The 20,297-nt window shown below is 58.9% G+C and carries 23 protein-coding genes; 19 read left to right on the forward strand and 4 right to left on the reverse strand.

The annotated features are described in order from the left end of the window. Nucleotides 1–72: 72 nt before the first annotated feature. Together GTP58_RS23795 and GTP58_RS23800 are read left to right on the forward strand one after the other, a co-directional pair. Nucleotides 73–1,371: a sugar MFS transporter gene (locus tag GTP58_RS23795; protein WP_161079564.1), complete on the forward strand. Its 1,299-nt coding sequence runs from the start codon at nt 73–75 to the stop codon at nt 1,369–1,371. 77 nt (nt 1,372–1,448) lie between these two features. Beyond that, complete coding sequence (locus tag GTP58_RS23800) at nt 1,449–1,730, forward strand: hypothetical protein (RefSeq protein ID WP_161079565.1); 282 nt, start codon at nt 1,449–1,451, stop codon at nt 1,728–1,730. A gap of 1 nt (nt 1,731) precedes the next feature. Here the strand turns inward: GTP58_RS23800 and GTP58_RS23805 are convergent, their stop codons facing one another. Continuing rightward, a complete protein-coding gene (locus GTP58_RS23805) occupies nt 1,732–2,565 on the reverse strand; it encodes a helix-turn-helix domain-containing protein (protein WP_161079566.1) in 834 nt (277 codons plus the stop codon). A 98-nt stretch (nt 2,566–2,663) separates the two neighbouring features. Between GTP58_RS23805 and GTP58_RS23810 the strand changes: the two genes are divergently transcribed. The 17 genes from GTP58_RS23810 to GTP58_RS23885 all read left to right on the forward strand — a co-directional run bounded on the left by GTP58_RS23810 (nt 2,664) and on the right by GTP58_RS23885 (nt 15,576). Further along, nucleotides 2,664–3,272 carry an MSMEG_1061 family FMN-dependent PPOX-type flavoprotein gene (locus GTP58_RS23810; protein WP_161079567.1) on the forward strand — a complete coding sequence of 203 codons (609 nt, stop codon included), beginning with the start codon at nt 2,664–2,666 and terminating at the stop codon, nt 3,270–3,272. A gap of 181 nt (nt 3,273–3,453) precedes the next feature. Continuing rightward, the gene (locus GTP58_RS23815) at nt 3,454–4,644 is read left to right on the forward strand and encodes a cytochrome-c peroxidase (protein ID WP_229215720.1); all 1,191 of its coding nucleotides are present in this window, start codon (nt 3,454–3,456) and stop codon (nt 4,642–4,644) included. Nucleotides 4,645–4,660: 16 nt separating this feature from the next. Further along, nucleotides 4,661–5,974, forward strand: coding sequence for a hypothetical protein (locus GTP58_RS23820; RefSeq protein WP_161079568.1), 1,314 nt, complete (start codon nt 4,661–4,663; stop codon nt 5,972–5,974). Then, on the forward strand, nt 5,974–6,510 hold the full coding sequence (locus GTP58_RS23825) for an FMN-binding protein (protein ID WP_161079569.1): 537 nt from the start codon (nt 5,974–5,976) through the stop codon (nt 6,508–6,510). Before GTP58_RS23820 ends, GTP58_RS23825 begins: the two co-directional genes overlap by 1 nt. After that, entirely contained in the window at nt 6,507–7,343 is an 837-nt protein-coding gene (locus tag GTP58_RS23830) for an FAD:protein FMN transferase (protein WP_161079570.1), read from the forward strand. The genes GTP58_RS23825 and GTP58_RS23830 overlap by 4 nt, the downstream gene beginning before the upstream one ends. Nucleotides 7,344–7,439: 96 nt before the next feature. Further along, nucleotides 7,440–8,054 (forward strand): hypothetical protein, encoded by a 615-nt coding sequence (locus GTP58_RS23835; protein WP_161079571.1) that lies wholly within the window; start codon nt 7,440–7,442, stop codon nt 8,052–8,054. A 75-nt stretch (nt 8,055–8,129) separates the two neighbouring features. Further along, nucleotides 8,130–8,453, forward strand: coding sequence for a low molecular weight protein tyrosine phosphatase family protein (locus GTP58_RS23840; protein ID WP_161079572.1), 324 nt, complete (start codon nt 8,130–8,132; stop codon nt 8,451–8,453). 361 nt (nt 8,454–8,814) lie between these two features. Continuing rightward, the gene (locus tag GTP58_RS23845) at nt 8,815–9,405 is read left to right on the forward strand and encodes a hypothetical protein (protein WP_161079573.1); all 591 of its coding nucleotides are present in this window, start codon (nt 8,815–8,817) and stop codon (nt 9,403–9,405) included. A 60-nt stretch (nt 9,406–9,465) separates the two neighbouring features. Continuing rightward, nucleotides 9,466–9,600, forward strand: a complete 135-nt coding sequence (locus tag GTP58_RS31640) for a hypothetical protein (RefSeq protein ID WP_255490730.1) — start codon at nt 9,466–9,468, stop codon at nt 9,598–9,600. Nucleotides 9,601–9,651: 51 nt separating this feature from the next. Continuing rightward, the gene (locus GTP58_RS23850) at nt 9,652–10,161 is read left to right on the forward strand and encodes a hypothetical protein (protein ID WP_161079574.1); all 510 of its coding nucleotides are present in this window, start codon (nt 9,652–9,654) and stop codon (nt 10,159–10,161) included. Nucleotides 10,162–10,235: 74 nt separating this feature from the next. Then, nucleotides 10,236–10,781: a hypothetical protein gene (locus tag GTP58_RS23855; RefSeq protein ID WP_161079575.1), complete on the forward strand. Its 546-nt coding sequence runs from the start codon at nt 10,236–10,238 to the stop codon at nt 10,779–10,781. Between the two features lie 973 nt (nt 10,782–11,754). After that, nucleotides 11,755–12,087 (forward strand): YfhO family protein, encoded by a 333-nt coding sequence (locus GTP58_RS23860; RefSeq protein ID WP_161079576.1) that lies wholly within the window; start codon nt 11,755–11,757, stop codon nt 12,085–12,087. Nucleotides 12,088–12,151: 64 nt separating this feature from the next. Continuing rightward, nucleotides 12,152–12,529, forward strand: coding sequence for a hypothetical protein (locus GTP58_RS23865; protein WP_161079577.1), 378 nt, complete (start codon nt 12,152–12,154; stop codon nt 12,527–12,529). Between the two features lie 68 nt (nt 12,530–12,597). Beyond that, the gene (locus GTP58_RS23870; protein ID WP_161079578.1) at nt 12,598–13,170 is read left to right on the forward strand and encodes a hypothetical protein; all 573 of its coding nucleotides are present in this window, start codon (nt 12,598–12,600) and stop codon (nt 13,168–13,170) included. Nucleotides 13,171–13,299: 129 nt separating this feature from the next. Continuing rightward, complete coding sequence (locus GTP58_RS23875; protein ID WP_161079579.1) at nt 13,300–13,758, forward strand: DUF4405 domain-containing protein; 459 nt, start codon at nt 13,300–13,302, stop codon at nt 13,756–13,758. A 64-nt stretch (nt 13,759–13,822) separates the two neighbouring features. Continuing rightward, nucleotides 13,823–14,395: a TetR/AcrR family transcriptional regulator gene (locus GTP58_RS23880; protein WP_161079580.1), complete on the forward strand. Its 573-nt coding sequence runs from the start codon at nt 13,823–13,825 to the stop codon at nt 14,393–14,395. 8 nt (nt 14,396–14,403) lie between these two features. Next, complete coding sequence (locus GTP58_RS23885; protein ID WP_161079581.1) at nt 14,404–15,576, forward strand: SGNH/GDSL hydrolase family protein; 1,173 nt, start codon at nt 14,404–14,406, stop codon at nt 15,574–15,576. Here the strand turns inward: GTP58_RS23885 and GTP58_RS23890 are convergent. From GTP58_RS23890 to GTP58_RS23900, 3 genes are all read right to left on the reverse strand, one after another. Further along, nucleotides 15,555–17,168: a M64 family metallopeptidase gene (locus GTP58_RS23890; RefSeq protein WP_161079582.1), complete on the reverse strand. Its 1,614-nt coding sequence runs from the start codon at nt 17,166–17,168 to the stop codon at nt 15,555–15,557. The two genes, GTP58_RS23885 and GTP58_RS23890, sit on opposite strands and share 22 nt — an antisense overlap. A 93-nt stretch (nt 17,169–17,261) precedes the next feature. Continuing rightward, the gene (locus GTP58_RS23895; RefSeq protein WP_373924775.1) at nt 17,262–18,155 is read right to left on the reverse strand and encodes a helix-turn-helix domain-containing protein; all 894 of its coding nucleotides are present in this window, start codon (nt 18,153–18,155) and stop codon (nt 17,262–17,264) included. A gap of 57 nt (nt 18,156–18,212) precedes the next feature. Beyond that, complete coding sequence (locus GTP58_RS23900) at nt 18,213–20,243, reverse strand: response regulator (protein WP_373924777.1); 2,031 nt, start codon at nt 20,241–20,243, stop codon at nt 18,213–18,215. Nucleotides 20,244–20,297 lie beyond the last annotated feature (54 nt).

A 20,297-nucleotide genomic window follows, 5' to 3' on the forward strand; every position in this document is an offset into this window, starting at 1 on the left:
TTTTTGGCATTGGAGATCAAACCAGCGCTGCTATAGCATTGTCAGCCAGGTCCACTTCAGAAGATTCTTCCCATGCCAGCTCCACTTTCCACCGCCAGCAGCGCCGCGCAGCCCCAGCCGCAGCACGCCGGCGCCAGCGCCGTGTTGTCGCTGCTAACCAGCCTTTTCTTCACCTGGGGCTTCATCACCGTCATTAACAATACGCTGCTGCCGCACCTGCGCAGCGTGTTCGATCTGAACTACACCCAGACCACGCTGATCGAATCGGTATGGTTCATCGCCTACTTCTTCGCCTCGATCCCGTCGGCGCGCCTGATCGAGCGCGTGGGGTATCAAAAAGCCATGGTCACCGGCCTGGTCATCATGGCGGCGGGCGCCCTGCTGATGATACCGGCAGCCCGCCTGCCGTCCTACGGCGTGACGCTGATCGCCCTGTTTGTGATTGCCGCCGGCATCACGCTGCTGCAAGTGTCGGCCAACCCTTACGTGGCGGTGGTGGGCTCGCCGGAAACCGCCTCCGCACGCCTGAACCTGGTGCAGGCGTTTAACTCGCTGGGCACCACGCTGGCGCCGCTGTTTGGCGCCTACCTGATCCTGGGCCGCTCCGCCTCCGGCACGGCCGAAGCGGGCCATGTACTGACCCAGGCAGAAAGACTGGCCGATGCACAGGCAGTCCAGCTTCCCTACCTGATCGTGGCTGCGGTGCTGGTGATACTGGCCCTGGTCATCGCCCGCTTCCCGTTGCCGGTGCTGCACGGCGCCACGCGCCGCGTGTCGAGCGAGGAACGGGCGAAGATGTCGCTGTGGAAGCACCGCAACCTGATATTCGGCATCCCCGCCATCTTCATTTACCTGATCGCAGAAATCGGCGTGGCCAACTTGTTCATCAACTTCACAGCCCAGCCGGAAATCGGCAACCTGAACCACGAACAGGGCGCGCACTACCTGTTCCTTCTGTGGGGCGGCATGATGGTGGGCCGCTTCATCGGCAGCCTGCTGATGAACAAGACCTCGGCGGAACGCGTGCTGGCCTGCGCTGCCATCGGCGCCTTCATCGTCATGATGATTGCAGCACTGGGCACCGGCAGCGTGGCGATGTGGGCGCTGATTTCGGTCGGCCTGTTCCACTCGGTGATGTTCCCGACCATCTTCACGCTGGGCATCAAGGGCCTGGGACCGCTGACCGAGGAAGGCGCCGGCCTGCTCATCATGGCGATTGCCGGCGGCGCGCTGGTCGTGGTGCAGGGCTGGCTGGCCGACACCATCGGCCTGCAACTGTCCTTCCTGCTGACGGCGGTGTGCGAACTGTATGTGCTGTTCTACGCCGTCTGGGGCGCCAAAACCACCAACGCTTTCCCGGACGCGAAATAAGCGCCACTGCGCGCTAGCGAACAGTGGGCAGGAAACAGCGAGACTACGATAACGCCATCAACCTTATGGCTGCCATCATGAATCTTGCCCACCACCGGACCGTTGTTGCCCATATCCTGCCGCTGCGGCAGCGCGATTTTCAGGCGCCACGTCTTCGTCCCCACCGTGCGCCGCGGCTGCGCGTGCTGGTCAGCCGCAGCGACCTGCGTCAAGCCGCGCTGCTCGACCAGGGCATTACGTATGGCGCCTTGCGCGGCCTGCATGCTGCGGTCGATTTCCTGTGCGAGCAACACATCGCCCTGCCCACCATCGCCCGTGTACTGTTCCGTGCGGGACAGCGGCGTGCCATCTCGCTGTAAGCTAACGACTGCCCACTGCCGCCAGTTGCGACGCCAGATAGCGCCCGGGCGGCATGCCCAGCGCCTTGCGGAACATGGTGACGAAACTGCTGGTGCTTTCGTAGCCCAGGTCCGCCGCCACCTGCTGTATCGACGCGCCTTTCGCCAGCTTCTGCACCGCCAGCATGATGCCGATTTGCTGGCGCCAGCGGCCGAAGCTCATGCCGGTCTGCTGCGCGATCAGGCGCGACAGCGTCCGTTCGCTCAGGCCTGCGCGCCTGGCCCACGTTGCGATGGTGCCGCGTTCGACAGGTTCGGCCAGCATCATGTCGACGAGCTGGCGCACGCGGCGGTCCTCCGGCACCGGCAAGTGCAGCGTGCTGGGCGGACTGCGTGAGATCTCTTCCAGCAGCAGTCCGATCAGGCGGGCTTCAAAGCCATCTTCGGGATACAGCACAGGAAAGCTGGCGGAGCGTATCAACAGCTCGCGCATCAGCGGCGTGACCTGGAAGGTACAGCAGCTGGCTGGCAGATCCGGCAGCGCAGCCGGCTGCACATACGCGGCATAGCCCTCCACCACGCCTTCCACGGTCAGCGCGTGGCGCATGCCAGCCGGGATCCACAGCGCGCTGCGCGGCGGCACCAGCCAGAAGCCGCTTTCCGCTTCGCAGGTAATCACGCCGCGCAGGCTCAGGAAGAACTGCGCCTTGGGATGGGCGTGCGGCGCCAGCTCCAGCCGGCCAGTCATGCTGCTGTCGATGCCGACCGTGACAACGGCGCGCGGGACGGTATCCGGATCCACCCAGTCTTGAGGAAACGGCAGGTCCGGACCGGGAAGTTGGCTGAGAATCGGCATATGGCAAGATTGCGAAATACTTTGACTCAGTTTAGCATTGTTGCCTGCTTATACCATCGCTATCCTGCTGGCAGATTGATTCTTTCAGGATAGCCCGTATGACCAACACCTTCCCCGACCTCGACCAGCTGTATGCGCCGCCGGCCGAATTCATCCAGAAAGCCGTGCTGCCGCACCTGATGCCGTTCCACCTCGCCTATCTTGAACAGGCCACCTTCTTCTGCCTGGCGACGGGCCGCGAACAAGGGCTGGACGCATCGCCGCGCGGCGGCCGTCCCGGCTTCGTCCATGTGCTGGACCGGCACACCATTGCCTTTGCCGACTGGCCCGGCAACAACCGCATTGAATCGCTGCGTAATGTGCGCGAGGACGCGCGCGTCGCGCTGCTGTTCATCTTTCCCGGCCTGGAAGTGTTCATGCGGATCAATGGCGATGCCGATGTCTCGACCGATGCTGCCCTGCTGGACGCGCTGGCCGAAAACGGCAAGACACCCAAAACCGCCATGACCATCCACATCCGGGAAGTGCTGTTCCATTGCGGGAAAGCCATCAACCGCGCCCGGCTGTGGGCGCCGGAATCGCGCATCGACCGCCAGGCCGTCCCCAGCGTCGGCCAGATTGCGGCCGCGATTACCGGCCAGGACGAAGCAATGGCCACCGCCGTCAATACCGAGTACGAAAGCAAGGTCCGCACCGAGCTGTATTGAAAACAAGCCCGCACATCAAGAACTTCAAATAAACAACATGACCAATTTGTAATTTGCAAATAAGCAAGCACAGGATAGATAATGCGAATTGTTTTCATTTGCATTTAATCAAGCATTTAATCAATTCTCTCACTGTGTAAGCACCTAGATGGTCACGAAGAAACTCTGTCTCATGGCGGGCATGGCAGCCCTGTTGTCCGCCCTCGCCGCCTGTAGCGGCGGTTCCGGCGGTTCCGCATCGGCGCCGCCAACGCCCCCCGCACCGGCCCCCGATACCAGCCTCAGTGAAGCCGCCCGGCTCGGCGAACTGATTTTCAAGGACGGCACCTTGTCCGCATCCGGCAAGCAATCGTGCGCGACCTGCCACGATCCAGCCCACGCGCATGGACCGGCCAATAACCTGGCCGCGCAGTTCGGCGGCGCCAACAACGATGTGCAAGGCTTCCGCGCCGCGCCGTCGCTGCGCTACCTGAACCAGAATCCGGCCTTCTTCTTTGCCAAGGACGGCACGCCGACCGGTGGCTTCAACCGTGACGGCCGCGCCGCCAGCCTGGCCGAACAGGCGGAACGTCCCTTCCTGGCGCCGCACGAGATGGCCAACGTGTCCAAACAGGACGTCATCGACAAGCTGAAAAAAGCGGCTTACGTTGAACGCTTCCGCGCCCAGTTTGGCGCCGGCATCCTGGACAACGCCGAACAGGCCTTCAGCCGCGTGACCTTCGCGCTGCAGTCCTACCAGAAAGAGGCGCCGGAATTCCATCCATTCGACTCCAAGTACGACCTGTTCCTGGCCGGTAAAGTAAAACTCAGCGACCAGGAACTGCGCGGCTTGGCCCTGTTCAATGATCCGACCAAAGGCAACTGCATCGGCTGCCACCTGAGCGCACGGGGCGCGGACGGCTCGCCGCCGCTGTTCACCGACTTCACCTTCGATAACCTCGGTGTGCCGCGCAACGCCAAGCTGAAGGCCACCGCAGACCCGGCCTACTACGACCTGGGCCTGTGCGGCCCGGACCGCACCGACCTGGCCGACAAACACCCGGATCTGTGCGGCGCCTTCAAAGTGCCGACGCTGCGCAACGTCGCGACCCGTCAGACCTTCTTCCACAACGGCGCCTTCGACAACCTCAAAGACGTGGTCAATTTCTACGTCCGCCGCGATACCAACCCGGAAGAGTGGTATCCGCTTGGCGCCGACGGCGTGGTCCAGAAGTTCAACGACCTGCCGCCGCAATACCGCAAGAACGTCAACGTCACGGAAGTGCCGTACAACCGCCAGCCGGGCATGGCCCCTGCCCTGTCGCCAGCGGAGGTGGACGATGTCGTGAAATTCCTCGGCACGCTGACTGACGGCTACCAGATCAATCCTTAATCGTAGAGCTAACAACATGAATAAACATCTGATCGCATCCGCCATCGCCGCCGCATTCCTGGCCGCGCCACTGGCCGCCACCGCAGGCGAAGCGGAACTGCTGGCCCGTATCGACAAGATGGCCGCCGAACTGGAACAACTGAAAGCCGATCTGAAAGCCAGCCAGCAAAAGACTGCCGTCATCGAACAAAAGCAGCAGGAGCTGGCTGCCGCAGCCCCCGTCGCCCAGGCACCGGCATCGCCCGTTTTCGCCAACGCAGCGCCTGCGGCCAGCGGCCCGACCACCATCATCGGCGGTTACGGCGAAATCAACTACAACCGTCCGACCAAGAACGCCAGCGCAGCGCAGACCGACGTGCGCCGCGCCGTCATCAGCATCGAGCACCGCTTCGACGAGAAGACCAAGATGGTGTCCGAGTTCGAATGGGAACACGCCATCGCCTCCGCCAGCGACAGCGGCGAAAGCGCGATCGAACAGCTGTATGTGGAACGCCAGTTCAGCAACGGCCTGCGTGCCAAGGCGGGCTTGTTCCTGATTCCCGCCGGCCTGCTCAACACCAACCACGAGCCCACCGCCTACTACGGCGTCGAGCGCAACTTCGTGGAAACCGCCATCATTCCATCGACCTGGCGTGAAGCCGGTATCGGCCTGTCGGGCGACACCGCAGCAGGCCTGACGTGGGACGCCGGCATCACCACCGGCTTTGACCTGGGCAAATGGGATGCCGCCAGTACGGAAGGCCGCGAGTCGCCACTGGGCGCCATCCACCAGGAAGGCCAGCTGGCCAAGTCGCGCGACCTGAGCGTGCACGGCGCCCTGAACTGGCGCGGCGTACCTGGCCTGCTGCTGGGCGGCTCCCTCTTCAGCGGCAAGGCTGGCCATAAGGCCGATGGCTACACCGCCAACGACGCGCGCATCACCGTCTACGACCTGCACGCACGCTACACCCCTGGCCTGTGGGATCTGTCGGCACTGTATGCGCGCGGCCAGATCAGCAATACCGCGCTGCTGAACGAAACCCTGGTGGGCAATCCAACGCCGGTGCCGAAGAGCTTCGCCGGCTGGTATCTGCAAGCGGCCTACCAGGCGCTGAAATCGGGCGACTACACGTTGAGCCCATTCGTGCGCTACGAACAGTTCAACACCGCCAGGAGCTACGAGCCAATGCCGCAAGGCCTGGGCATCGCTACGCTGCCTGACGAAAAAGTCACCACCGTGGGCGCCAACCTCAAAGTGGGCGAAGGCGTAGTGCTGAAAGCCGACTATCAGAAATTCAAGGAAGACAAGACGCGCGACCGTCTCAACCTCGGCATGGGCTTCTCGTACTGATGCGCTACCGCCACTGTGTTCCGCTGGTGGCAGGCCTGGCCTGCCTGCCAGCCTACGCTACCCAGTACCTGAGCGCAGACCAGGCGCTCAAGCTGATGTTTGCGGACGCCACTTCGTATCGTCCGCAGGAACTGGCGCTCACGCTGCCGCAGATGCAGCAGGTGGAGAAGCTTGCCGGCCTGTCCGCCCGCTCAGTGAACTGGCGCGTGATCGGCGCATATAGCGGCGACAAACTGCTCGGCTACATGGTGCTTGATGACGTCATCGGCAAATTCGAGCTGATTTCCTATGCCGTCGCACTGAATCCGGACGCCAGCATCCGCCAGGTGGAGATACTGACTTACCGCGAAAGCCACGGCGGCGAAATCCGCCTGCCAGCCTGGCGTCGCCAGTTCACCGGCAAGACCGCCAGCACCGGCGGCCTGGCAATCGGCGAAGGCATCGCCAACATCAGCGGTGCAACGCTGTCCTGCACCCATCTGACCGATGGCGTGCGGCGCATCGCCGCCATCGCACAAGTCGCTCTCAAAAAATGAATCGCCGCGCGCAGCCTTGGCTGGGCACCATGGTGGAGATCACAGCAGACTGTGAGCATGCTGTGCTGAGTGCTGCGTTTGACGCCGTCGCCGACGTGCATCGTCTGATGAGCTTTCACGACAGCGCCAGCGACATTGCACGGTTCAACCAGGCGCCGGCAGGCGCCTGCGTGCCCGTCCACACCCATACCTGGCAAGTGCTGCAACTGGCCGCGCAGGTGCAAACAGCCTCCGATAGCATGTTCAATATCGCCTGCGCGCCGCGCCTGGTGGACAATGGCTGCCTGCCAGCGCCTGCTGCCACCGCTGCCATGCCGGTTTATTCTCCGGCGATGGCGGTATTCCGCTGCGAGGACGACGGCATGGTGCGCAAACTCAGTGACGGCTGGATCGATGTCGGCGGCATCGCCAAAGGCTACGCGGTGGACCTGGCGGTAGCATCGCTGCAGGCAGCCGGCGTCCGTGCCGGCTGCGTCAATGCGGGCGGCGACCTGCGCGTCTTCGGGCCTCGCGACTGGCCAGTCACCATCCGCGATCCACGGCAGCCACAAAGCCCGCACACGCAGTTACTGCTGCGCGACGAGGCGCTGGCGACATCCGCCACCTACTTCTCACGACGCCCGCATCACGGCAACATCACCAGTGCGCTGCTGGATGGCCGCGATGGCATGGCGATGACAGGTACAAGCAGCGTCTCCATCCGCGCACCGCAGTGCGCCAGCGCGGATGCACTGACCAAAGTCATCATGGCTTGCGGCGCCCCTCAACATCCGGCGCTGGCAAGCTGGCAGGCAAGCGCATTTATAATCTGTACCAGCCCGGACTTGGCCTGACACGAGCGGCCAGATCCGTTACAGTTCTGCGAAGCCACTACCGGCCAAGAGTAGCCCGACATTAAACGACTCATGAAGATCGGACGGACAATGACAATGCACTTAAGCAAATCCCATTTAGGTTCAGTTGTGGCCGTGCTGGGAGCATTTTTTTTCACTCCTACGTGCTTAGCAGAAAATCTGAATGTTGTCGCCGTCCACAATGCGCCACAAGAGCTCGCGCTAAAGAAGCGGTTGGAGCAGTTGGTTGAAAAATATAAATTGGAAAAATGGCTGTATACGCGAGACATTCGGATCGACCAAGACGTATGGCCACCACACAGTCACCCCGTATTGACATTAGGTGTGCGAGATAGCCAGTTCAGCGATGACCTCTATCTCGTCGGAGGTTTATTACACGAAGAGTTTCACTGGAACATGGTGTTAAATTCCAAGCTTATGCCGGATGAGACGGCTGCTTTAGTGAAGACAAAATTTCCGGGGCTCAATCCTCGTCGCCCCAATGGCTCTGGCGACGAAATATCGACATACAATCATGTACTGGTCTGCTATATGGAATACAAAGCTCTGGCCAGTATTTTCGGTGAAGCTGACGCAAAGAAAGCAGTCAGGGGACTGCCTTTCTACACTGATATTTACGCGCTCGTCAGCGACAGTGGAAATCAGGAAGTAATCGAGGACTTACTGCTACAGGAAAAAGTAAATATTTGAGATATCTTGCTGGATATCACTAAACTGTATCTGGCCAATAGACGACCTCTTATCAAATGTATTTGAAGGGTTAGTATGAAGAGAGCTTTGTTTATTTGTGCGCAAAATCGTTTAAGAAGTCCAACAGCTGAAACTATTTTTGCGAGTTGGCCTGACGTAGATACCGACTCTGCAGGATTAGGAAACGATGCTACCGTTCCTCTATCACCTGAGCAAATAGAGTGGTCCAACCTCATATTCGTGATGGAAAAGACACATCGAAACAAGCTGGCTTCCAAATTTCAACAGTTCTTGAATGGCAAGCGAGTGATATGCTTGGATATACCAGATGAATATGAATACATGCAGCCAGAGTTGATTAGGCTTCTTGAGGCGAAGGCTGGTAAATTTTTGCGCTAAGCACCGGCTGAAGCCGGCCAAAAGCCGCCCCTCATTTTAGACAATGGAATAAATCATGTTAGGAATCGATGATAACCGCTTTGTTATGTATGAGGGGCAGAGTTCCTATGGGCATGCTGTATGGCCGCAACCTCCTATCTCTCGGGCCAAGATCATAGATTCGGAGTTAGGCCGGAAAAATCCTCCTCACGACAGTGACATACAATGCCTTATTTTTCGAGAGGATACATTTGATCCATTGACGAGAATAAGGCGCGGAAGGTTGTACAAGCCGGACCCTCGGTCAAATCCAAGTTCTTGGCGTGTACAGCCTCACCCAGCTTACGACGAAGGGCGAGCGGCAAGGGACAATGGTGGATATTTGAATAAGACGTTGCTCACCTACGTTCCGTATCATGAACTTTCAGAGCGGAGCGGTGGGGGAATGGGTACAACAATTTTACTTGGTGCCGGCAATGCAGCTACACCTTGGACAGTCATTGGCGTAGAGCGAAATTTTGGTGGAGAAAATTCGGTAACCCTGCGATCAAGATCGAACTTCGGAAGGCTTCCAGAGGTAGATGAAGAAAAAATTCCGGCGAGTGCCAGGCGCGAGATTACAGAAACAGTTTCCGCCTTATCAGATAGAGCTTTTCGTGAAAGTCCTGTGTCCTTAATTGACAGAAGCGGTAATGTGGCGCAATTTGTATTAAGCCGTTGGCTTCAGCACACTCATAACGACACGGCATGCTTGACCAAAGATTTAGCTGCTGTCGCCAGCCACATCGAGAATAAGATGAGCGAACTGGTGATCCTCTATTCGTCCGTGAAAGTGTTGGCTAGGCTTCACGCACGTGGAAAACCCAATGTTCAGACAGAAAAAAATGTTCGTGTTCCTGGTGAGGTGGATGCGGAAACTTCATTGGCTCTAGTTTCTATGATTTTGCTCGAAATAGGTTGGGGAGTAGCATAATTTTCTGGCCCTTATCCGCCAATAGCTGCGCTGAAGCTTATATAAATTGAGGAGTCAAGTATGGCAGAACAGGGTGGACCAGATGAGGAAACTTGGAAGAAGATGACGCCTGGTCAAAAACGAGGTTACTGGATTTCCGTTGTCGCCATCGTTAGCATTATTCTTGTCTTGTTTATTATCACCCTGTTGCGTTGAGAGCGGCGCTAACGGCCAACAGCAGACCTTGGTATCCAAATCAGATTTCTAATGAAACTAGACGAAACAACTCGCGGCCGCGTTGAGGCAGGTCTGCTGGACCTTGATGGTTCATGCCGAGATATTAACTTCGCTGAAGGCATTTCGACATCAGGATCTATCGAAATTATGAGGTTTCTTATGGCCTCGTGGAGGTTGGCTCAAGCGATGACAGGTGACGGATGTGAAGTTGTCAGCGCTGAGCTCTCAAGTACTCTTCGGCAACCTTCCGGCTCAATAAGTACTGTTTGGAAGGGCGGTCGTAATCCTGAGCATATCCAAGCCTACTTTCAATGGTTAAAACCAGATAAGGTGTTTTGTGAGCTAACGTTTTTCCCCCAGGATTTTGATAACAAAACTTTTACGCTGCAAGGATTTCTTGCGACGCTAGGACAACTGGTGTCTGCAGCTCAAAGTGAAGAGTATTACCTCCGCTACGAGGACGCTTCTTGGTGTCACGGGCAGTACGAGAAGGACGGAGTTATTCTTTCTCATAAAGTTTTGTCACTCTCAGCGGACTGACAGAAACCGGCCACAAGGCGACGCTTTTACTCCTGTGTGGTTGCTCCAGAATGACCTAATTCCAAATAGGATATATGAGTTACGACATTTCCAATTCAAAGGCATTTGTATTCGCCGTATCTATCTTGCTTACAAGCGTTCTTACGGGATGCGCCTCATCGACGACCAACTTATCCGAAATTCCTCAGAAGCGTTTTACACGGTCGATTGAGACACTTTTAGATGGTCAGTGGGAGGGACGCTTAAGAATGCGTGAGCCTTTCGCATCGCCAGACCTCGCTAGGTCGCCAGTTTCTGAGGATGTCGTCCTTCGCATGGTAATTGGTGCAGACACTCCTAAAGTTTTTATGCTCGATGATGGTAAATGGAGCGAGGTTATGCCAAATGACCTCACGATTATGCGCTACAGATCCAATGCAGTTATCACAGGCTTTCAAGCGAGTGGTGCTGAGCATAATGGGTGGGTAGAAACTTGGTCAATTTTGATAACTGTCAAAAATGATGACGAGGTTGTCGCGGAATGGGGGCGAATCGTTAATAATCTAAATCCTCGGGCTGGAGTTTCGCCGACATTTAGTATGGGAGCAGTAGGTCAAATGCATCGTGTTAAGTCACAGTAGAAATTTTGGTTAATCAGGTGGTCGAGTGGCTTTGAGTGAAAGCCACGCAGATCGCTTACTTCTTATTTGCTAAGCGGCCTCGCTATAGCAAGCTTCGGGGCGACGACGGCGCGACGTGACAAAGTGTGAACCTTCCAACCCTGCAAGATGCTACCCTCTGCGGCGTCGGCCGAATACGGCCAATTGCAGTCATTCAGAAAGATGGAAGTTGACTATGTATCGAAGTGCTTTGGCGTGGATGCCGCTGTTGCTACTGTTTGCTGGCCTGTGTATCCCACAGTCTTATTGGTGCTCGCCAATAAATCCAGGAGGCAAAGAGCTTGCATGCGGATTTGATTACGCCCGAGCAGAAGTTAAAAACACAATCGTGTTGTTTGAGATTTTCGGTGCTCCCGCCTTCATTGCAACTGGCTGGTTCGCTACGCAGCGAAGGCTATCGGCATGGGGACTGTCGGGCTTAGTTATATCGGCTGCTTTGATTGGACTGATGGCGCTTGCAAAGCTTCGATATGGAATTAGTGATTCACCATGACATCCCGATAATGACCAACAGCAAACATAGGCATCACACAACTGACATAGGTAGACATGCCAATTGGACACCATGATATTTGCCAGCGCTTCGACGTAGAGTGCTTGCCACCGGAGCCCGACCAGAAAGTAGGAATTGCGCTTGACTCGCTTGGCAATGCGCCGCTACATGCAGTCCGCCTACACCCTGAAAACGGTACATGTGGCTGGTATATTTACGGTGGCGAGTATTCAGACGATGCCGACTTCTACCAACCAATTCATGTTGCCCACTTGAGAGACTATTGTCCGAGCATTCTCCCGTACTTGGCATTGCCGCCTGGATGGCGTGTGTTACTAGCACCAGGCTATGAGGATGTATGGTTTGACGGCGAAGTGCTGAAAGGTGAATGAGACCCATGCCGGCCATTACCGGTCGTTGAGATAGGTAAAGAAATTAACATTGAACATAGCAGAATACATCTACTACTCAACATTTTTCGTTACTATCGGATTAGTTGCTCTTGCTTTCATCAAGTCGCTTTCGGCCATTCAAAAAAGAAAAGACCGGTTTCGTTGCATTGTTTACTTCGGAATATCGTCCATTTTGTCAGGGCTCATTTCTGGCGCCGCGCTGTTCTATGGCGTGCTGTCTTTATTTGATTTCTTGGGCCACCGTGTGAGCGTAGGGCATGGTGAAATTTTAATTGCTGCTCCAGTGTTCAATTTCGGCCTTGGCGCGGTGTTAGCCGTCATAGGTACGACACTGCTTCGTTGGCTGACACCAGAGGCCTGACTTCGGCCAAGACCAGAAGTCCAGTACAAGCAGTCAGGCGCTATGTAGTAACGAAAAGGCCGTCATGTCAGATATAGAGTCTTTCCAGTTTTTTACGTCTCCAGCTATTGATGAGGGAATTGCTTTGCGCTTGCTCGGAGACTTGATGGGGATGCTGGTTGAGTCAATAGATAAACCGATGGAACAAGCAAAAGCATTTGCTCAGGTTTCCGGCTATTCCGAGGGGTTCGAGCAGGGATTTCTAATCTCATGGCGACGCGATGGTTCCCGACAAATTGATCAAAAAGACGCGGTCGGACAGCTATCGAGCCGCCTGGAGATATCAGCGCTCCTGGAGCCATCAAGTGAATCCGGGGGCTGGTGGTTGTATACTCCGAACGGTGCGCAGGAAGTGAACGTCCGGTATCATTCGGATGGTATCGAGGTTACACCGATAGAGTAAAAATTCGGCCGCCGGCAAAGAGCGGCCGGTAACGCAGGCCTAAAAATCTAAAAATACTGTGAGAATCGATGCGTTTATCTCTCAAAGCAATGATCGGACTTTTATTATTGCTATTCAATTTTGAGGCCTTTGCAAAGTCTGGCGATTGGCGCTGGTTTATTGCTTACGGATTTCCAAATGAAAACGCTTGGGAGGTGAGGCAGGGGTTTGCTGACGTTTGTATGGATAAGGGGTCGCTGCGTATTAGTGTGTTTTCAAGGAATGAAAAGGATACGCCGCCTGAAGCAACGCAAAACGAAGTGAGAACGGGCAGGATATTGTACCCACGTTACCCTAACGCCACACAAGTTGCTGAAATCACTGGAATCCCCAAACGCAAAGGCAAGTTCCAGGCAATGTACACTCGTTGGGGGACGGACGAGTACGGCAGCCTAATGTCGGGCGATTATTTCGGACACAGATATCAAGGAGGTGGGTATGAATCACTCACCTTCTTCGAAACGGGTGTGAAGGTAATTGGTCTCCGACGGGATTTGCATATCGGAGACAAAATGCTGTTTGATAAAGGTTCCGCTGGAAGTGTGCAATGCCCATTACCTAGTTTCTCGCTCGAGAAACCAGAAGAAATTGAAATGCCATGACCACTTAAATGGTGAAATCATTTGCGGATTTGGCACTACGAGTGTCTGCAACGGGGTGCGGATGCTGCCGGTCGTCAATCAGGCAGCGTGTGTTAGGTAACGCTTGAGCTAGTCGTTATAATTTGATCCATGCATACCCATCATCATCGCCCCCACATCAATCTCCGCATCGAGCGCTGGCACCGCCGCGCCATCTATATCAGCTTCGCCGTGCTGATGCTGAGCGGCCTGGCGTGGCTTGTCACCCACTACTTTCTGCGTCCCGTTGGCGAATTTGGCGAGACCGTCCACCCGGCCGAGCCGCTGGCTATGAAGTTGCATGGCGGCGCGGCCATGGTGGTGCTGTTTTTCCTCGGTAGCCTGATGAATGCCCACATCCGCCGCGCCATCAAGGCCGGACGTAACCAGGTCACCGGCTGGAGCATGATAGTGTTCATGGTGATGCTCGTCGCCAGCGGCTTTGGCCTGTACTACCTCGCCAGCGACAGCAATCGCATGACCTGGTCGCTCGCACACTGGATCACCGGGCTGCTTGGAACAGGCCTGTTTGTGCTGCACATCGTATGGGGCCGCCGCCAGCAAAAATAAGCTGATTTGACAAACCTAATCGCATTAGGAAATAATCTAATCTGATTAGTTTTTGGAGCAGCTTATGCCTCGCATGGGACTCACACCGGATATGCTGGTGGAAGCGGCAGCCGCCATGGCTGACGAACGCGGTTTCAGCACGCTGACGCTGACGGAACTCGCGCGCAGTTTTGATGTGAAGGTCGCCAGCCTGTATGCCCACGTCAAAAATTCCGGCGACCTGAATGCGCGCCTTGCGCTGTATGCGCTGGACAAGCTGGCGTCACGCGCCGAAGAAGCAGTCGCCGGCCGTGCCGGCAAGGATGCGCTGCTGGCGGTGGCCCATGTCCACCGCGACTTCGCCCGCGAACATCCCGGATTATTCGAGGCAGCGCGCTACAAGCTGGAAGGCCCGTTCAATGACGACAACGGCGGCATCCGCATCTCGCGCATTACCCGGGCGGCGCTACGCGGCTATGCGCTGAGCGAGACTGAAACCACACACGCGATGCGCCTGCTGGGCAGCTTCTTCCTCGGCTTCCCCATGCTGGAACTGGCCGGGAGCTTTGACCACAGCCGTCCCAGCGCCGAAACGTCCTGGAACCGCAGCCTGGACGCACTCGATGCGCTGCTGCGCTCTTGGCCAACGCACAAATAGGAGTTCGTATGTCCCTCCCCTTCCAGACCGCGATCAGCGCAGACCTGATCCATGGTGCCGTAGAAATCGACACCACGCCGGCTGGCCTGCTGCCTTATCGCCTGCCCACCTGGGCGCGGGCACAATGCCCGGATGGACAATTGGCCATGGCGGCGTCGCAGCCGTCCGGCGTGCGCCTGGCTTTCCAGACCGAGGCGCGCACCCTGGAGCTGCTAACGCTGCCCACCAAGCGCGCCTACAGTGGCCTGCCTCCGCGCCCTGACGGCGTCTATGACCTGCACATCGACGGCCGACTGGTGCAGCAAGCCCACACCACAGGCGGCAAGCTGCTGAAGATTGATATGGCCAGGGGCAGCACCGCAATCGAACCGGGCGAGCCGCAGATGCTGCGCTTCAGCGACCTTCCCGCCGGGCTCAAGACCGTTGAAATCTGGCTGCCACACGATGAGACGACGGAGCTGATAGCGCTGCATGCCGACGCCGCCATCCATGCCATCACTACCAACAGGCGCCGCTGGCTGCATCACGGCAGCTCCATCAGCCAGGGTTCAAACGCCGCGAGCCCTTCCGGCACCTGGCCTGCCGTGGCGGCCGGGTTGGCCGGACTGGACCTGCTCAATCTAGGGTACAGCGGCAACGCCCTGCTTGATCCCTTTGTCGCACGGACCATGCGCGACCTGCCAGCGGACGTTATCAGCCTCAAACTGGGTATCAATCTGGTCAACACCGACTTGATGCGCCTGCGTGCCTTTGTGCCTGCGGTACACGGATTCCTGGACACGCTGCGGGACGGCCATCCCACCACGCCGCTGCTGCTCGTCTCGCCGATCTACTGCCCGATCCATGAAGACACGCCCGGCCCCTGCCTGTTCGACCTGCCGGCACTGCGCGAAGGCCGGCTGCTGTTCCGCGCAGCGGGCACGCCAGCCGAAGCCAAACAGGGCAAGCTCACGCTGCGCATCATCCGCGAGCAGTTGCAGGACATCGTCAGTGCGCGGCAGACGACAGATCCGCACCTGCACTACCTTGACGGTACCGCGCTGTATGCCGCATCGGATAACGCCCGCCTGCCGCTGCCGGACGAACTGCATCCGGATGCGGCCACGCAGCGGCTCATCGGCGAGCGCTTCCACCAGCAGGTTTTTTCGGCCGACTCTCCCTACGGTTTAGGGAAGCTGTAAGTCAGCGTGTAGGCGCCGCCACCGGATACGGAATTCACCATGGCATAGTAGTAGCCCGCCGCGCCGTTGTAGCTTATCGATTCGCTGGAGGTGGCGCCGGTGCTGGCCGCCACCTGCACCCAGCCATTGGCCATGAACTTGTACAGGTATAGCTGGAAGTTGGTGTTGGCCGGACCGCTCAATTGCAAGCTGAAATTGCCAGCGCCGGCCTGCACCCAGCCCGGCGAAGCGCTGGGCGCGTAAGCGAAGCCGCCATTCGCCAGCGTGCCGGTTTGCGTAACGCCACCCGGCGCCGATCCGCCATATTGTGCAAACACCTTGCGCGCCGCGCCTTCATTCACGGCATGCCACGGATAACCCAGCGTCCGCATGCGTGAATTTTCGGTAGGACGGTATTTACCGCTCGGGCAGTACTGCGCGCCTTGGAACACACCCACCGTGCCATTGGGGTAAGCACCCAGTCCCGTGGGCACCGCCGTGCTGCTGGCGATCAGGCTTCCCCATTTGACGTTGCGCGTGCCATTCATCGACACATCCGGCTCGCCGGGCTCGCCGGACAGGCTGCACGTGCCATAGTCATATTCGTCCGCCAGGCCAAACGCCGTATGGCCGATTTCGTGCAGCGCGATTTCGATGGACTGGGTCGCCATCGACAGCGTGGCGATCTCGCCGCCGGAGCCGCCATAGCGCGTGGAGTTGGCGACCACGATGATGATATCGCGTTCATCCGGCGCCAGCACGGAGCCGACGATGTTGTAGACCTTGTCGGAGTTGACGCACAACAGGCGGTCGATGTTGTAGCAATAGAAGGCGGCATCCATGGCCGTGTCACGGTAAATGCCCCGATCCGGTTCGTCCACGCCAGACTGGTTGCTGGCCACATCCACACGGCGCACGTTCATGGCGCTGCGATTGGCGGCGAACAGGGGATCAGCCAGGAAGCCATCTATTACCTTCTGCGCGTCGGCATGCCACTTATTCATTTCCGCTGCCGTATAGCCATCGCCAACAAACACATAGTCCATATGGGTAGCCGCCGCACCGTTGTTGACGATGGTGGTGGCTGTGGCGGACGGCGCCAGCGCCGCGCGCATGGCTTTCGATGGCGCGTTCAGCTTGAGCAGGTCGGCGCGGCTGAACTGCGCCAGCGGCACGGCAGCAGTAGCAATAGCGGCGCTCCGGGCGCCCGTCACCGCCGCCTGCACCGGCAGCACCTCGATGCTGGCGGTATCGGCGTCAAAAGGCATGGATACTTCAAACATGCCTTCCTGCTGCGGCACCGTGTCGGCAACCTCGATTGCGCCGGTGGCCGGGTTGAACGCCTCGATATGGCGCTGGCGGCCGCTGGCCACCGTCACTTCATGCAGTACCGCGCCCGTGGCGTCACGTGCGACAACGCGCCATTGCGTGCCCGCCGCCCCCTTGCGCACATCGGGGCTCAACGCAAAATTCCCGACCTGTACATGCCTGGCGGTGAAGGTGGCGCCGTTACGTCCTTCCGTAAATGCCAGGCGCAGTGCGATTGTGTCGGCACTGGCAGCGCCGGCGGCAAGCAGGCCGGCCAGCGCCGCTGCGATCAATCCAGATTTCATCAGTCTCTCCCATTATTGTCATTGTGGAGCACTGATTGTCAGTTTGTTGACTGTAGCGCGCATGACCAAAACAGCGCTTCTTGCATAAACCTGCTACGGGCACCGCTGACTGTTGCGATATGCCACCGGCGATACGCCATAACGGGCAGTGAACGCGCGGCTGAAATGGCTGGCGCTGACAAAGCCATGATCGAGCGCGATATCGACGATGCGGCCATCGCCATCGCGCAAGGCAGAGCAGGCGTGTTCGAGGCGGCAGTCCAGGATGTAGCGGTGTGGCGAGACGCCCGCCGCGCGATGGAACTCGCGCGAGAAATGCGCCTGGCTCATGCCGCACAGCGCCGCCAGTTCGGCATTGGATGGCGGTGCATGCAAATGACGGTCGATGTGGCGCAGCACGCAGCGCAACCGCGGGCCACTCAGGCCTTCCGCCGCTGTCTGCACCGGCTTGGCGTAATGCTCGGCCAGATAGCAGGCCAGCACGAAGACCAGATGGTCGCACATCAGGTCCGCGCGGGGGCCGGCCAGCATGCGCGCATCCAGCATCTTCCCCACCAGTTCCAGCACCACGCCGTCGCGCATGAAGGAACTGGCCGTCAGCGCGACATCCGGCGCTGCGTCGGCACGCAGCAGCATCTGGTCCATTAACGCCACCGGCAGGAACAGATTGACGATATCGCAGGCGCCCAGCCGGCTCCATTTGCCCGACTCTCCCGGCGGACAGAGACGAAAGCGGCCGGCAGCGACCGTGCCGCCCCAGATGGGTGTATTGTCCTGCCAGATGCGCGTCTCCAGAGGCTCCATAATCAACGCCAGGCGATAGCTGCCGGGATGGGCGCTCAACGTGCGGATCGTGTGATCCGGCTCCTCGCTGCGCCAGCGCACCAGCGCCGCCCCGGACGACGGCAGAGGACCGACGCAGGCGCGTAATGGCAGGGTTGCCCCGCTCTGGCGGAGCCAATGTTCAAGGTCAGCGGCGTTCTGCACTTGCACCTCCGGGACAGGACCAGTGAAGCGCAAGGGTAGCACAGCGGGAAATAAGCGCTATTCCTCGTCGAGCTGCTGTTTCACGCGTGCGGCAAGGGCGTCCGCCGTAAAGGGCTTGGTCAGTATCAGCATGCCGCGTTCCAGATGGCCGTGATTGAGCACCGCATGCTCCGCATAGCCGGTAACAAATAGCACCGGAACCTCGGGTACACGGGTACGCACGGCATCGGCCAGCTGGCGGCCATTCATCCCGTGCGGCAGGCCGACATCGGTAATCAGCAGGTCGATATCGGCGTGGGCCTGCAATACCGTCAGCGCGGACGCGCCATCCTCCGCCTCAACCACGTCGTAGCCAAGGTCCGCCAGCATTTCCATGGTGACGGTCCGCACCAGCGGTTCATCATCTACCAGCAGTATCTTCTTGCGCCACAAAGCCACCGACGCTGGCTTGTTCACCGCCAGCGCATCGTCCTCCAGGCTCTCGCCGACGTAACGGGGAAGCAGCACGCAGACCCTGGCGCCCTGGCCCGGCTCCGATGCAATGCGGACCGTGCCGCCCGACTGCCCGGCAAAGCCATACACCATGGACAGCCCCAGGCCCGTGCCCTGCCCCGCAGGTTTGGTGGTGAAGAAGGGTTCAAATGCGCGTGCCAATACGTCGGCCGTCATGCCCGTACCGGTGTCGCTGACGGCCAGCGACACATACTGGCCCGGCGGCAGGCCGTACTCGCGAGCGCCGTCTTCGTCCAGCTCCTGGTTCGCCGTCTCGATCATCAGCTTGCCGCCATCGCCCATCGCGTCGCGCGCGTTGATGCACAGGTTGAGCAGCGCGTTTTCAATCTGCCCGATATCGACACAGGTATTCCATAAGCCCCCCGTAGCGATGGTTTCGACCGCGATCGCCGGCCCCACGCTGCGGCAAACCAGTTCATGCATGCTGGCGACGATGTGGTTGAGATTCGACGGCCTGGGGTCCAGCGTCTGCCGGCGCGAAAACGCCAGCAGGCGCTGGGTCAGGGCTGCCGCGCGCCTGACGGCAGATTGCGCGCCGCCCAGGTGGCGGTCGATATCGCCGATCCGGCCTTGCGTCAGCCGTATCTTCATCAATTCCAGGCTGCCGCTGATGCCGGCCAGGATGTTGTTGAAATCGTGCGCCAGACCACCCGTCAGCTGGCCCACCGCATCCATCTTTTGCGACTGGCGCAGCGCTTCCTCGGCACTCAGCAGCGCGGCCGTGCGTTCCCCGACCTGCTGCTCCAGCGTCTCGTTCAGGGCGCGCAGCGCCGCCAGCGCGCGGTCACGCTCGGCCTCCACGGCGCGGCGCCCCTCGATATCGATCAGCACACCGGGGAAGGACAGCGGCGTGCCATCCGCCGCCAGCTCGACGCGGCCATTGGCTTCCAGCCAGTAGTACTGGCCATCCTGCCGGCGCGTACGGTATTGGTGGGCATAGGCGCCGCCGCGTTTCAGTACATCGTCAATCGCCGCCTGCAGGCCCTGGCGGTCGTCCGGGTGGACCGTGGCAACCACCTGCGCCAGGCTGAGGCCCGCCCGCTGCTGGTCCGAAGAAAAGCCGAAGGCATAGGCAAAACCCTCATCGACACTGAACTTGTCGGTCGGCAGATCCCAGAACCAGGTGCCGATAATCGCGCCCGCCGCCAGCGCCAGCTGCACGCGCTGTTCATTCTCGCGCAACGCGGCCTCGGTCCTCTTGCGCGCGGTGATGTCGCGGAACAGCACCGACACCTGGCGCATTTCCTCCGCCCCCACGCGCATCGCGGAGACTTCGATATGACGGCCCACGGCCAGGAATTCCTGCTCAAAGCGCGTCGCTTCGCCGGTCCGCAGCACCCGGCCGTAAAGGTCCAGCCAGGTCTGGGCATTATCGGGCTCGATCTCCCGCAGCCGCTTGCCGACGATATTGCTGATGCCCGTGTGGCGCTCGTAGCCGGAATTGGCCTCCGTGTGGATGTAGTCGCTGAGCGGCCCTTCCGGGCCATCAATGAACTGGATGATGCAAAAGCCATCATCAATGGCTTCGAAAAGCGCCTGGCGGCGGATGCGGCTGAGCGCAAGCTGGTTTTCCAGTTCGGCGTGGCTCAGCGATGCCGGTTCATTGTCCAAGATAGCGTCTTTCGTCGT

It is taken from the genome of Duganella sp. CY15W (assembly GCF_009857555.1).
Taxonomy (GTDB): Bacteria; Pseudomonadota; Gammaproteobacteria; order Burkholderiales; family Burkholderiaceae_D; genus Rugamonas; species Rugamonas sacchari.